Source organism: Nevskia soli (assembly GCF_903970205.1).
In the GTDB taxonomy this organism is placed as follows: Bacteria; Acidobacteriota; Terriglobia; order Bryobacterales; family Bryobacteraceae; genus Bog-113.
Genome location: NZ_CAJCHS010000083.1, coordinates 1 through 12761, shown reverse-complemented (window position 1 = coordinate 12761; position 12761 = coordinate 1). Strand labels below are relative to the sequence as shown.

The 12761-nt window shown below is 60.9% G+C and carries 13 protein-coding genes and 1 tRNA gene; 6 read left to right on the top strand and 8 right to left on the bottom strand.

Annotated elements, in window-relative coordinates; translation table 11 throughout:
- Window positions 1-328 precede the first annotated feature (328 nt).
- Window positions 329-1144 carry a hypothetical protein gene (locus tag H1Y01_RS04130; protein WP_180539006.1) on the top strand — a complete coding sequence of 272 codons (816 nt, stop codon included), beginning with the start codon at window positions 329-331 and terminating at the stop codon, window positions 1142-1144.
- A 104-nt stretch (window positions 1145-1248) separates the two neighbouring features.
- Here H1Y01_RS04130 and H1Y01_RS04125 read toward each other — a convergent pair whose 3' ends face one another.
- Both H1Y01_RS04125 and H1Y01_RS04120 read right to left on the bottom strand, forming a co-directional pair.
- On the bottom strand, window positions 1249-2001 hold the full coding sequence (locus tag H1Y01_RS04125; protein ID WP_180539005.1) for a hypothetical protein: 753 nt from the start codon (window positions 1999-2001) through the stop codon (window positions 1249-1251).
- A gap of 173 nt (window positions 2002-2174) precedes the next feature.
- Window positions 2175-2251: transfer RNA gene (locus tag H1Y01_RS04120), tRNA-Arg, on the bottom strand.
- Between the two features lie 25 nt (window positions 2252-2276).
- On the opposite strand from H1Y01_RS04120, the gene H1Y01_RS04115 reads away from it, so the two are divergent.
- From H1Y01_RS04115 to H1Y01_RS04105, 3 genes are all read left to right on the top strand, one after another.
- Window positions 2277-2861: a class IV adenylate cyclase gene (locus H1Y01_RS04115; protein ID WP_180539004.1), complete on the top strand. Its 585-nt coding sequence runs from the start codon at window positions 2277-2279 to the stop codon at window positions 2859-2861.
- A 104-nt stretch (window positions 2862-2965) separates the two neighbouring features.
- Window positions 2966-5989, top strand: coding sequence for a BACON domain-containing protein (locus H1Y01_RS04110; RefSeq protein WP_180539003.1), 3024 nt, complete (start codon window positions 2966-2968; stop codon window positions 5987-5989).
- Between the two features lie 40 nt (window positions 5990-6029).
- A complete protein-coding gene (locus H1Y01_RS04105) occupies window positions 6030-6386 on the top strand; it encodes a hypothetical protein (RefSeq protein WP_180539002.1) in 357 nt (118 codons plus the stop codon).
- Here H1Y01_RS04105 and H1Y01_RS04100 read toward each other — a convergent pair.
- Entirely contained in the window at window positions 6353-6823 is a 471-nt protein-coding gene (locus tag H1Y01_RS04100) for a hypothetical protein (protein ID WP_180539001.1), read from the bottom strand. The two genes, H1Y01_RS04105 and H1Y01_RS04100, sit on opposite strands and share 34 nt — an antisense overlap.
- 78 nt (window positions 6824-6901) lie before the next feature.
- On the opposite strand from H1Y01_RS04100, the gene H1Y01_RS04095 reads away from it, so the two are divergent.
- Together H1Y01_RS04095 and H1Y01_RS04090 are read left to right on the top strand one after the other, a co-directional pair.
- Complete coding sequence (locus tag H1Y01_RS04095) at window positions 6902-8149, top strand: beta-ketoacyl-[acyl-carrier-protein] synthase family protein (RefSeq protein ID WP_180539000.1); 1248 nt, start codon at window positions 6902-6904, stop codon at window positions 8147-8149.
- Window positions 8142-9116, top strand: a complete 975-nt coding sequence (locus tag H1Y01_RS04090) for an NAD(P)/FAD-dependent oxidoreductase (protein WP_180538999.1) — start codon at window positions 8142-8144, stop codon at window positions 9114-9116. Before H1Y01_RS04095 ends, H1Y01_RS04090 begins: the two co-directional genes overlap by 8 nt.
- Before the next feature lie 184 nt (window positions 9117-9300).
- Here H1Y01_RS04090 and H1Y01_RS04085 read toward each other — a convergent pair whose 3' ends face one another.
- The 5 genes from H1Y01_RS04085 to H1Y01_RS04065 form a co-directional block, all read right to left on the bottom strand.
- On the bottom strand, window positions 9301-9951 hold the full coding sequence (locus tag H1Y01_RS04085) for a hypothetical protein (RefSeq protein WP_219341249.1): 651 nt from the start codon (window positions 9949-9951) through the stop codon (window positions 9301-9303).
- Window positions 9948-10718 carry a type III pantothenate kinase gene (locus tag H1Y01_RS04080; protein WP_180538998.1) on the bottom strand — a complete coding sequence of 257 codons (771 nt, stop codon included), beginning with the start codon at window positions 10716-10718 and terminating at the stop codon, window positions 9948-9950. Before H1Y01_RS04080 ends, H1Y01_RS04085 begins: the two co-directional genes overlap by 4 nt.
- A gap of 1 nt (window position 10719) precedes the next feature.
- Complete coding sequence (locus H1Y01_RS04075) at window positions 10720-11382, bottom strand: biotin--[acetyl-CoA-carboxylase] ligase (RefSeq protein WP_180538997.1); 663 nt, start codon at window positions 11380-11382, stop codon at window positions 10720-10722.
- Window positions 11379-12188, bottom strand: a complete 810-nt coding sequence (gene nadC / locus H1Y01_RS04070; protein WP_180538996.1) for a carboxylating nicotinate-nucleotide diphosphorylase — start codon at window positions 12186-12188, stop codon at window positions 11379-11381. The genes H1Y01_RS04075 and nadC overlap by 4 nt, the downstream gene beginning before the upstream one ends.
- On the bottom strand, window positions 12181-12761 hold a 581-nt coding region (locus tag H1Y01_RS04065; protein ID WP_180538995.1), incomplete at its 5' end, for a class I tRNA ligase family protein. The genes H1Y01_RS04065 and nadC, both read right to left, overlap by 8 nt.

The following is a 12761-nucleotide window of genomic DNA, read 5'->3' as shown; positions in this document are numbered from 1 at the left end:
CACTCACGAAAGCTTCCACACGCAACTTTGAAAACGGCGACCACGGAATACGGTGCTTACGTCGCGTTCCGATGGCGCGATGTTGCCCGGCGTACCGCTCAGCGAAGTTTTCGAGTTTTCAGCAGGATACGGGGGGATGCGTCTCGTCTCCTGCAACCTCGTCTTACGGCTGCCCCTAACTGTAAAGCAACTGTAGATGGCCATGAATTATCGGTCGCCGGCGAGACTTCTCAGCCGTTCCGATGTTTAGAACTAATTAGCCGTTATACGGTATTTGTCGCAACTCCATTCTCGGGTCCCTCCATTTCTAACCAGGAACTTTGTTTTGATGAGCACATTACACATGTCGCGCGGCTCTCGTAACGCTTCCCGCGGACGACGGGAATTGGTCATGCTGGCGCCTGGGGGCAGCAGAATCCCCGGCCCCTTCCGAACCATTGAGGAAGATTCAGCCAAGCACTACAACCTGCTCAACCAGGTTCAGAGGCTCCGCGGCCGGATCATGGTCGAAGAGGGTGCGCTGCCGAAGACAGGGTTGGATTCGCTTGGGCGGCACCGCTCCGAACTGGACGAGAAGGCATGGCACCTGGTGATCGTTTCGGACGGGGATCGGGTCACGGGCTGCGTGCGTTACCACGTGCATCCGGCGAATGTCTCCTTTCAGCGGCTGAGCGTACGGCGGGCGGCTGCGGCATCCGGCTGTAAGAGATGGGCGCACCGCGTGCAAACCGCGGTGGAAGGCGAACTCGCCAAGGCACGCCGCAGTTCTTTTTCGCTGGTAGAAATCGGCGGCTGGGTACTCGAACCCGAGCTGCGGGGGACTGCGGAAGGCATAAAGATGGCGCTTGGGACGTTCGCGTGGGGCCAGATCGCGGGCGGTTGTCTCGGAATCACGACCGCCACCGTGAAGCACGGATCCTCTTCAATGCTACGACGAATCGGCGGTTCGTCGCTTCGCGCGTTCGGAGAACCTCTCCCGCGCTACTACGACCCGGATTATAACTGTGAGATCGACATGCTCCGCTTCGATTCGCGCAGCCCGAACCTCGCGTACGCCAAGCTGGTCGATGAGGTGAGACACAGCCTTATATCAACTCCGATTATTTGTCCTCGCGAGGAACAAGCCTTGCGGTCCGCGAGCTAGAGCGCACCCGGACAGCAACGGCAAAGAAAAAGGCGGAACCCGAGAAGGCTTGCAGCCTCGGATCCCGCCCGATTTCCCTAACGACTCCGGCGACGGCCGAATACTTAGCTGTTCGTCCGGCGAAGCTTCTTCCCGAAGGCTCCGACTCCGATGAGCAGAAGACCGCCCGAGAGCATGGTCAGCATGCTGGCCGGTTCAGGCGTTGCAGTCGCTGTGAAAGTTGCCGAATAAGACGCATCCACGGTCCCGCCGCCTTCGATCGTGGCGACAACCTGCTGGAAGTTCATACCTTCGAATTGCGTGGTGAAGATACCTGTGAATGGGGTCTGCACGCCAGGATTGTTGGTGTCGGTCAAATACCCGTCCACCGTGAATGACGCCGTCGAACTGGTAGCAGTCTGGTTGGTGAGGTCATACGGCGTTCCCGGCGGTGTGCATGTCTGTCCCGCCGCGGCCGGCGCTGAGCACGATGACGAACCGAACGTGCCCGCCGGTAGTTCGGTCAGGGTCAACTCCAGATTCGGCGCCGATGAAAACGTCATGAAATCCGGAACACTGACCGTCGTGCCGACCGGTTCAGTCGTGTTGTTCAAATCCATGATCGTGCCGGTAGATCCCAGCAGCGGGCCGAAAATCCCGGTTTCCGGGGCAAAGATCGAGAATGTCCCGCTCCCCCCGCCCAGTGGAAAAAAGTCAATGTTACCGAAGGAAATCTCTACGCTTCCCGCGATATTCAGTACGCCGGAATCGTCGATCGATCCCGCAAAAGCTGGAACGCACCCGATTGCGATCACAGTTGTTAGATATGCCAGTTTTAACACAAAGTCCTCCAGAATAAGTTCGTATAGGCGAGCCAAGCCATCGGTCGTCCTTCCAAAGATAAACGCCTTTCGGTTATCCGTATAGCCAATAGTAGTACTTAATGTAGCGCACGAAACAGCGATTTTTGTCCGGCGTAATGTAAAACACTAATTCTGTGCCCGCACATCCTGCATGCCGCCGCGGGGGTGATACATCGATCCGTCAAAAATGGCGCGCCCGGAGTGATTCGAACACCCGACCTACTGGTTCGAAGCCAGTTGCTCTATCCGGCTGAGCTACGGGCGCGTTACCGAATATTATACTGACGCAGATGTCTCAGGGACGTGAAATCGAGATCAAGTTGCGCGCGCCCGACCCGGCGCGCTCGCTCGCCTTGCTGTCCAGTCATCGATTTCGCCCGAGCCGTGCGCGCGTCTTCGAACATAACGAGGTGCTGGATACAGAAGAGATGAAGCTCCGTTCCGCAGGCAAGCTCTTGCGCCTGCGAACCGCGGGCTCCCGGCAGACGTTGACGTTTAAGGGCGTGGCCGAGGCGGGCCCGCATAAATCGCGGGAAGAACGCGAAATTCATCTCGATTCCACGGAAAACATCGGAATCATTCTCGACCGGATCGGATTTAGCCGCAAGTTCACCTATGAGAAGTTCCGTACCGAATTCGAGCGCGACGGGGAGCAGGGTATCGTGACGTTCGACGAGACTCCGATCGGGAACTTCTTCGAGATCGAGGGCGAACCCGAGTGGATCGACCGGATCGCCGCCGAACTTGGTTTTGCGGAAGGCGATTACGTTACAGCGAGTTACGGCAGATTGTATGAAGACTGGCGGCGCATTCACGGTGAAGAATCACGCGATATGGTGTTCCAAGCGGGCGCTCTGACAAATCTGGGAAGTTGAAACGTCCCAACGGCCGGGACACACTGATACATTTAGATGATGCTCGGCACCGGGGCATTCTGGCATCCGCCTGCAATTTCCTAAAACGGAGCACTTGGACATCTATGTTTTCTCTTCGCCGGACTTTCCTTTTAGCCGTCTTCCTGATTTGCGCGGCGTCTTGCGCGCTGGCGTATCCGATCTCATACACGATCAACGTGACTTTCAGTGAGATTGCGGGGCAGCCGGACCCGCTCGGACTGGGAACACAGGACCCTCCGGCGACGGCAACCATAACGACGACGCTCGAAAGCGTGACGCCGCCAGGCAGCGGCACCTATAACGCGACCATCACACTGACGGCGCTAGGGAAGACGCTGCCGAATACGGGCACGATCAGCATCACCACCGGCGGCTTGATTACGGCCAATTTCTCCGGTTCGTCGGGCAGTTTCACGGCGAATCTCGTGCTGCCCGGCGTCACGTTTCCCTACCCGGCTCCGCTGGCGTTCGGAACGGTAAACATCAGTGCTCCCGCGTCGTCGGTTAGCTATGACATTTTGGGCGCAACGGGCACCGTTGGGATCACCGGGACCGTGGTCGCGACCGGTCTGTCGGCAACCCCCACTTCGATTAGCGCGAGCTACAGCGGAGGCAGCGCGCCGGCCCCTCAGACGATTACCGTGAATGACAGCACCGGGGCGGAAGGCTTCACCGCTTCGGTCGGCCCAGGCAGCAATGGCTCCCCGACTTCGTTTCTGCTGGTCACGCCGGCGTCCGGCACGACGCCGTCTCCCGTCACGTTGACGTTCAGCGCGAGCGTTGCGCCGGGAACTTACACCGCCGCCGTCCTGCTGAATACGACGGCGGATACCAGCGGCGCTCCTTTGAGCATCCCGGTGACGTATACGGTCACCGCCAGCAGCACGCCGCAGCTTCAACTTTCGGCGATCACGCCGTTCACTTTCTACACCCCGTCTTCAACCACTTCAGGCACCGCGCAGGTTTCCGTGTCCGTGCCTACCGGCAGCGCCAATGGAAGCTTCACCGCAGCGGTTACCAGTGGTAGTTCGTTTCTCTCCGTATCTCCGACAACCGGCACGACGCCGGCAACTCTGACCGTCACTGTGAACGCGGCGGGTCTCGCGGTGGGTTCTTACTCCGGAGCGATCTCGGTTAGCGTACCGGGATTCCCGACGGCCACAGCCTACGTAACGGTGAGTGTGATCTCGACCTCATCCGGCGGCGGCGGAAGTACCACGGGCATCACTCTATCCCCGGCGGCTCTGACTCTCAACGTAGCGGCCGGAAGCTCCACGCCCAATGCGGCTACGGTGCAGATAACCACACCGACGCCGGTTTCGTTTACAGTAAGCGGCAACGAATTCTACCTGCCGATCACGCCGCTTTCCGGTACGACCAATGCGACCATCACCATCGGCGTGAACGCAACCGGGCTGATGAATGGGAGCTACGGGAACAACGTAACCATCAGCGCCGGCGGAAAGACGGCAACGCTGCCCGTGACGGTTAATGTGGGATCGGTAACCGATATCTCGCTGGCGACCTATGCGGTGTACCTGACCGCGCCGGGTACGCTCAGCCAGACGCTTCCGATCAGCAGCGATACCGCGACGCAGTTCATGTACACGCTGACGCCGTCGGCGTCCTGGATCTCGGTCACGCCAGCGTCGGGAACCAGTCCCGGTTCGTTTACGATAACCGCGAATCCGGCCGGTCTGCCCGTAGGCATTTCAAAGGGCACGGTGACGATTACGGCGCCCGGTGTTCGTAATTCGCCGCAGGTGGTGCAGGTTTCGCTGAACGTGACGTCGGCTTCGAATCCGGCGGTGACAGCGTCGCCTTCGCTCATTCTGTTCACGGCGGCGCCCGGCGGGGCCGCTCCGGCAACACAGACAATCCAGCTAACACCCGCGGCTCCAACCGCCGCATATACGGTGACGGCGATCGGTTCGTGGCTGACTGCCGCGCTGAATGCGAGTACCGGCGCGGTTGCGCTTACCGCGAATCCGACCGGACTGGCGGCAGGGACTTACCCCGGATCGATCCAGGTATCCAGTACGGGAATCAACAACTCGCCCTTTTACGTGCCGGTAACTTTGGTGGTGTCTCCAAGCGCGGCGTTCGCCGCGGAGCCGGCGGCGCTCAACTTCGGCGGAACCGCGGGTGGACCGTCGCCCGCACCGCAGACGGTCGCTCTTGTGTTCGGGACAACTTACACCACCGGGCCGTCACCCGCGAGTTGGTTGAGCCTCGCGTTTAACAGTTCGGGTCTGGTAGCGACTGTCAACACGACGGGACTGGCTGCCGGTACTTACTCGGCGACCGTGATGGTGAGTGCTACCTCGGGTTCGACGCAGCAAACGATCTCGATCCCGGTAACCCTAACCGTGGGCAGCCCGGCGACTCCTGTCATCGCTGCCGTGACGAGCGCGATCAGCTATGTGGCGAGTGCACCTGCCGCGCCTGGCGATTTGATGGCGGTTTTTGGGACCAATCTCACGTCGGGAACATCGGGCGGCAATACGGTACAAGCGGCTACCGACACTTTCGGGACGCTCCTAAGCGGAGTCCAGGTATTCGCGGACGGCATTCAATGCCCGATACTCTACGCATCTCCGAGCCAAGTCAACGTGATCCTGCCTTTCGCGCTTACCGGGCAGACTACGGCCGACATCTACCTGAATGCGTACGGAGTCACTTCGAATACGGTGACGATTCCGATTCAAGCTGCGTCACCCGCGCTCTTTAGCGCGGGCGCGAACGGAACGGGACCGGGAGCGATCCTGAATCCCGACTTGACGCTCAATTCGTCGACGAATCCCGCCGCGGCTGGATCGGAAATCGCGTTATTCGGCGGTGGCGCCGGCATCACTTCGCCGTTCCCGGCGGATGGCGAGGTCATACCAACGACGACTCCGTTCCCAACTCTCGCCGCGACGGTTACGGCCACCGTCGCCGGACAGCCCGCGACCGTTGACTATGCCGGAGATGCTCCCGGGCTGGTTGCCGGGGTTTTGCAAGTCAACATCACCATTCCGGCGGGAACGCCGTCGGGAGCGCAACCGGTCGTCATCAACGTTGGCGGTGTTAACAGCCAATCGGGCATCACCGTATACGTGCAGTAGAAATTCTCTAAAACTTTCGAACGCGCTCCGATAAGATATCGTGAGCGCGTTTACGGAACAAGCGGGGCAAATCTTTGACGCAGCGATGGCAGCGCCGGAAGGCTCGTCCCCCGCACTCACCATCCTGATCCGCGCGGGTGGGCAGATTCACATCGTGGACGGCGCGGAGTCTCCGATCGACGCCCTACAGCACGAGTTCGGCTGCGGTTCCGCGTTTCGCGTGACGCGCAACGGCGGCCAAGTCCGGGTAGAAGGGCGCAGCGGATCGAACAAATGCGTCATCGAGAACCCTAGAACTCAGAAGCCGCGAACGGCGAAGGCCTATGCGGGCGCGGCGCTCGGATTGTTCATCGATCGCCCGGCTTACTGCCTGGCCCAGCCGGCGCTCTGCGCATAACGCGAGTAGCGGCTGAGCATCATGCCGTAGAAGACGTGCGCGACCAGAAGCTGGCGATCCGGGCTGTAGAGCGGGATGAGCGGATTCACGTGTTTCCAGAAGAATCCGTACATGAAGAAGTAGAACGCGAGCGCGAGCAGAACACCCGATAGCAGCAGGCGGCCGTGCGTCGCGCGATCCGGCACGAGGAACGCGAACACCACGCCGAGCCCGCTGTAGATCAGCAGATGTAGCGCCAAGCCCGCGGCGGAATACTTGCCGAAGCCGGTGTGTAAGGCCGGGTCGCCTCCGAATGTTGTCGCCATCAGGTTGGGAAACCACCAGACCGAATGGCGTGTCCACAACATGGAGATCGCCATCCACGCCAGCATCACCAAAGCTCCCGCCATCCCGGTTTGCAATCCGGCGAGCGTGCGTTCTGAGGATCGTGAATTCATTCGCGCGCGCGTGGTCCGGAATGCATCATCTACTCGTAGCCTATACTGACGGAAAGGTAAAGGCAAAGCCGCAACCGAGTGAAACGTCGCGTGGTGGTCACCGGAATTGGAGCCGTCAGTCCCAATGGAATCGGCCGGGAAGCATTCTGGGATGCAACGCGCCGCGGCATCAGCGGCATCCGCCGGATCACGCGATTCGACCCTTCCGGGCACACGGCTCAAGTGGCCGGCGAGGTGCGGGATTTCGACGAGCTGAAGTACGTCAACGCGAAGGAGCGGCAGCACTTGTCGCGCGTCGCGCCGTTGGGGATCGCGGCAACGAAAGAAGCTTTGGCCGACGCGGGCGTTGAACCGGAGCGGCTTTCGCGGGACGAACTGCGCAAAATCGGCGTCATTGTCGGTTCGGGCGGCGGCAGCGGGGAGTTCACTGAAGAGCAATACCGGCTCTATTACACCGGGCAGCAGCGGCTCTGCAGCGTGTACCTGATTCCGACGTCGACCATTGGGACGCTGGCCAGCGAGATCTCGATGCGCTTCGGGTTTCGCGGCTTGAGCCATCTGATCTCGACCGGTTGCACGTCGTCGACCGACGCCGTGGGTTACGCCTATCGCAACATACAGGCGGGCGTGCTGAACTGCATGGTGGCCGGGGGTGTGGACGCGCCGATCGCCCCGTTGATTCTGCGCGGCTTCGGGCTCATGCGCATCCTGACGACGCGGTGGAATCATGAACCGCATCGGGCGTCGCGGCCATTCTCGCGGGACCGGGATGGGTTCGTGATCGGCGAGGGCGCGTGGTTCTTCGTGCTTGAAGAACGCGAGCATGCGCTGGCGCGCGGGGTCCATATCTACGGGGAGATTGCGGGTTACGCATCGACGTGCGAGGCGTATCACCGGGTGCGGCTTGAGGAGTGCGGCGAAGAGCCGGCGCGAACCATCGGGATGGCGCTGGAGGAAGCCGGGATTCCGCCCGAGGCCGTGGCTTATGTGAACTATCACGGGACAGCGACCGAGTTGAACGACAAGATCGAAACGCGGGCCATCAAGCTGGCATTTGCGCGGCATGCGTACCGGCTGGCGGGGTCGTCGCTGAAGAGCATCATCGGTCATCCGCAGGGCGCCTGCGGAGCGGCGGGGATGGCGGCAACGCTGCTGGCCATGCGGGACCGCGAAGTGCCGCCCACGTTGAATATGGAGTACCCCGATCCGGAGTGCGATCTGGACTACGTGCCGAATGAAGCGCGCCGGCTGGACTTCGAATATGCGGTGGCGAACTGCATCGCGTTCGGGAGCAAGAACTCGGCGCTGGTCTTACGCAATGCCTGAACGGGTGACAGTCATCGGGGGCGGTCCCGCCGGCTCATTGGCTGCGCTGGCCGCGCTTGATGCGGGCGCACCCGTGCAGATTTTCGAGAAATCGCGGCTGCCGCGGCATAAGGTCTGCGGGGAGTTTCTGTCGCCGGAAGCAGGGCCGTTGTTCGCGCGTTTCGGACTGCTTCCGGGGTTTCTGGAGCTGCGGCCCGCGCGGGTTACCGAGGCGCGCATCCGGCTGGGGAGAACGACGAAGAGCTGGCGATTGAAGCATCCGGCGTTTGGGATCAGCCGGTACGCGCTGGACCGATGGCTGCTGGATCAGGCGATCGCGCGCGGGGCCGAGCTCATTCCGGAACCGGCCGGAGGGATGCACGAGCGTACCGTGGTGGCGCACGGGCGTCGCGGGTGCGCGCCCAAAGGATCGCGGCTGTTCGGGTTCAAGGCTCATTTCGCGGGAGTACCGAATGACCGCATTGAGCTGCTGTTTGCTCCGGGACTTTACATCGGCATCAACCGGATTGAGGGCGGCGTTATCAATGTCTGCGGACTGGTGGCGGAGTCTTTGTTCAAGAGCTTCGGTTTCGATCCCGAAAAGCTGACTGGAGCGCATTTCGCCGGGGAAATGCCTGCCGGCGAGCGGGTTCTCGACTGGCTGATTACGGGCCCGCTGGTGCATGGTCCGGCGTTCGAGCAGACGGATGGTCCGCTGACTTACCGGGCTGGGGATGCGCTGGGGTTCATCGACCCATTTACCGGATCCGGGATGCTGGACGCGATGTGCACGGGCGCTTTGGCGGGTCGTGCAGCGGCATTTGGTTCGGCGCCGTCCGCTTATGCGCGGGATTGCCGGCGGATGCTGGCGAATCAATATCGCGCGGCGGCAGTATTGCGGAAGTCGATTGCCAACGGAATGGCCGGGCTGTTGGCGCCCTTCGTTCCAGGGCGCGCGTTGTTTCAAGTCACCAGGCCTTCGATATAGAAAAAACCGGCAAGCGCTCGGAGGAAAGCGCTTGCCGGCTGGCGTCGCGGAACGGAGAGGGGAACCAGCCAGGAACCCTCAACAACGGCGCCTAACTTGTCAAAACCGTCGGCTACTGGATGAGACGTTCCACATCAGCGAAATGTTGCGAAAGTTTAATGCCTTGGGCTTCCGGAATTATCCGTTAACGCAAATAAAACAACGAGAGGCGAGGCAGATTCGCCTGTTCGATGAGGCGGCGCTCCAGAAATTGCCGTTCCAGCATGGCTAATTGCGGCGCACTCATCTTTCTTCGATACGGGGCAAGCTGCGCATCCAGATCGCGGCGGGCATCCAGGGCGGCGTCTTCGGGCTGGTCAGCTCGTGCGATTGCGATCATTTTCTGCTCGAGAATACTCAGGCGTTGTTCCAATTCTTCCAGGTCGGCGGGGGGCTCGGTCGAGAGAGCTTCAAGGGAATCCGCAATCGACTGGTATGCTTCGCGATCGCGGAGCGCCGCAGCTCCCGCTTCGAGGAAGGCTTTGACCTCTTCCGGGGTGAACGCGTCCTGCTGTTCGGTTTTGGGCCGTGGTCCGGGGGTGCGCTGGGCTTCGGTCAACACCGCTTGCGCGCAGAAGGCGAGACCGTTGACTTGCTGTGTCTTGATGCGTTTCGTGCGCCACTTCTCGAATGCGTCGTCGATGCCGCGGAGCACCGCTTCGAGCGGGATATCCGAATTCTTCCAGCTCTCGACCAGGGCCCAATCGAGGGGCGACAGCAGGAACAGACTGGTGCCGCGGGCGCGCTGGAAGTGTTCTTCAATCTCGGTGAAGTAATTGAAGTAGTTCTGAATCAAGAGCTCTGAATCCGGTCCCAGATGAGGCGAAGGCCTTCGAGGGTGAGATGTTCGTCGACGGTGCCGAGCCAGCGGGATTGGCTGGCGATTAGATGGGCCTGGCCGCCGGTCGCCACGATCCTGGTGTCGTCGCCGAGTTCGCCGCGGAGTCGCTCGACGATCGCGTCAATGGTGCCTAGCGCGCCGTAATAGAGGCCGGATTGCATGCTCGCTACCGTGTTGCGGCCGATCACTTGGGTGGGGACTTCGAAAGCCACGAACGGGAGCCGCGCGGTCTTGGCGAATAGGGCTTCCACTGAAATGCCAATGCCGGCGGCGATAACTCCGCCGAGGTACTCGCCTTGGCGGGAGATAGCATCGAAGGTGATCGCGGTCCCGAGATCGACGACGATGCAGGGTCCGCCGTAGCGGTGGAAAGCGGCTACGCCGTTGACCAACCGGTCGGCGCCGACTTCCTGTGGGTTGTCATAAAGAACCGGCATGCCGGTGTTGGTGTCGTGGGAGACAAAGACGGCTTCGAGGCCGAAGTAGCGCGCGGCCATTTCACCTAGCGCGCGGTTGAGCGGCGGAACTACGCTAGCGACAATGATGCCTTTGATCTGCGTGACGTCGAGACCGGCCAGCGCGAACAGGTTGCGGAGCAGGATACCCCACTCGTCGGAGGTTTGGTCGCGGACGGTGCGGAGGCGGCGGTAGTCGAGGAGGCGCTCGCCTTCGAAGACGCCGATGGTTATGTTGGTGTTGCCTACGTCGAGGGCTAGGAGCATATTAGAGCGCGCGGACGCCTCCAGCGTATATGGTCTGCGTTTCGCCGGTTTCGGTGCGGACCAGAAGGAAGCCGCGCGGGTCCAGGCCGGCGGTGGTGCCTCTGATCTCGTCGACGATGACTTGCTTACCGCGCGCCCAGGTGGAGGCTTGCTCCCAGCTGCTGATTACCTCTTCTGTGGTGAGGGAAGTTTGTTCGGGGATGTGCTGGAGGAGTGCTTCTAGGATGTCGTCCCGGCGGAAGTCCAGGCCGGTTTCTAGAGCCAGGGAGGTGGCTATTGGTTTCAAGTCTGAAGGGAAGGCGCGTTGACCGATGTTGATGCCGATGCCGGCTACGGCGCGGTCCTGATGCAGTTCTACCAGGATGCCGCCTAGCTTTTTGGTTCCTAGCATCAGGTCGTTTGGCCAGCGGATTTCGCAACGGAGAGTGGTCACTTGTTGCAGGGCTTTCTGAGCCGCCAGGCCTAGGGCCAGGGTTAGGACCGGGTGGGGTTTGAGAACCAGAGAGACGTAGAGGCCTTCGTTTGGGCGGGAGTCCCATTGGTGTCCGTGGCGGCCGATGCCGGCCGTTTGGTGGTCAGCGACTACGACGGAGCCGACGGGTAGGGGTTCGGCCAGGCGCATGGTAGAGTCAACAGTTCCGTGGCGTTGGATTTGCCAGGTCATAGGAGCTCCAGGCGGAAACTTAGGTCCATGGCGCGAGCGCTGTGCGTTATCGCGCCGGCGGAGATGTAGTCTGCTCCTGTGCGGGCGTAGGGGGCTGCTGTTTCGAGAGTAATGCCGCCGGAGATTTCTACTGTTGCCCGGCCGTTGATTACTTGAATCCACTCCGTCGCTTCTGCGGGAGATAGGTTATCTAGAAGTAAGTGGGTTGCGCCTTGATCTAGAGCTGCGGTTAGTTCAGCGCGGGTACGGACTTCGATTTCTATCGGTAGGCCTGTATTCGCTTGCTTCGCGCTTTCTAGTGCTTGACTTACTCCGCCCGCAGCGGCTATGTGGTTGTTCTTAATTAGAATCGCATCGAATAAACCCATGCGGTGGTTGGTCGCGCCGCCTGTGGCTGCTGCCATTTTTTCGAGCACGCGTAGGCCTGGTGTGGTCTTGCGGGTATCGAGGACTTTGCAGTTGGTTCCTTTAACTTCGTTGACGAATGCGCGGGCTTTGGTTGCGATCCCGGAGAGGCGCTGGAGGAAGTTCAGGGCTACGCGCTCGCGTTCGAGTAACAGGCGGGCTTGGCCGGTTACCGTGGCGATCACTTCACCGGCGACAGCAACATCTCCGTCTTTCTTCGGGAATTGCAGATCTTCGACCGGATCGTAGATTTGCGGAAGGAGGTGAAGGCCGCAGATCACCAGTTCTTCGCGTGCCAGAAACCGGCCTGTCGCGCGGCGGTGCTCCGGGACGCAGACCCTGGAAGTTATGTCGCCGGAGCCGATATCTTCGTCGAGCGCGCGGCGAATGATATCAAGCATTCAGGGACTGCTCGATGGTCCGGAGTTGCGACTCGTAGCCGTCTAACTTTGTTCGGATCGAGTCCACAACCTTTGCGGGTGCTTTCCCCATGAAGGTTTCGTCGCTTAACTGACGGTGCGAATTGGCGATGACCTTGCGGAGTTGGTCCGCTTCCTTTTCCAGGCTTTGGCGGCGGGCGCGCATCTGCTCCGGCGTCGCTTCCATGGTGACTTTGTATTGACCCGGCCGGATCGCCAGGGTGACGATCGCTAGCTTCTCGATCGCCTGGCGATTCGATTCGGCGACGGCAGACACTTCCGCGTCGGCATGCAGCGTTGCGTTGAAGGGGATTTTCGGATCCAGTTTCATCTCCGCGCGCAGGCGGCGAGCGTCGGTGACGATTTGCTGGATAAAGCCCATCTCGCGATCGGCTGCCGGGTCTTCGAGTTCCCCGCGGAAGAGCGGGAACGAAGCCAAGGCGATCGAGATGCCGCGCGGACCGAGCCGCTGCCAGAGTTCTTCCGTGAGGAACGGCATTACAGGATGGAGCAGTCGTAGCGCGGCTTCGAACGCGGCTAGCAGGTTGCGCCATT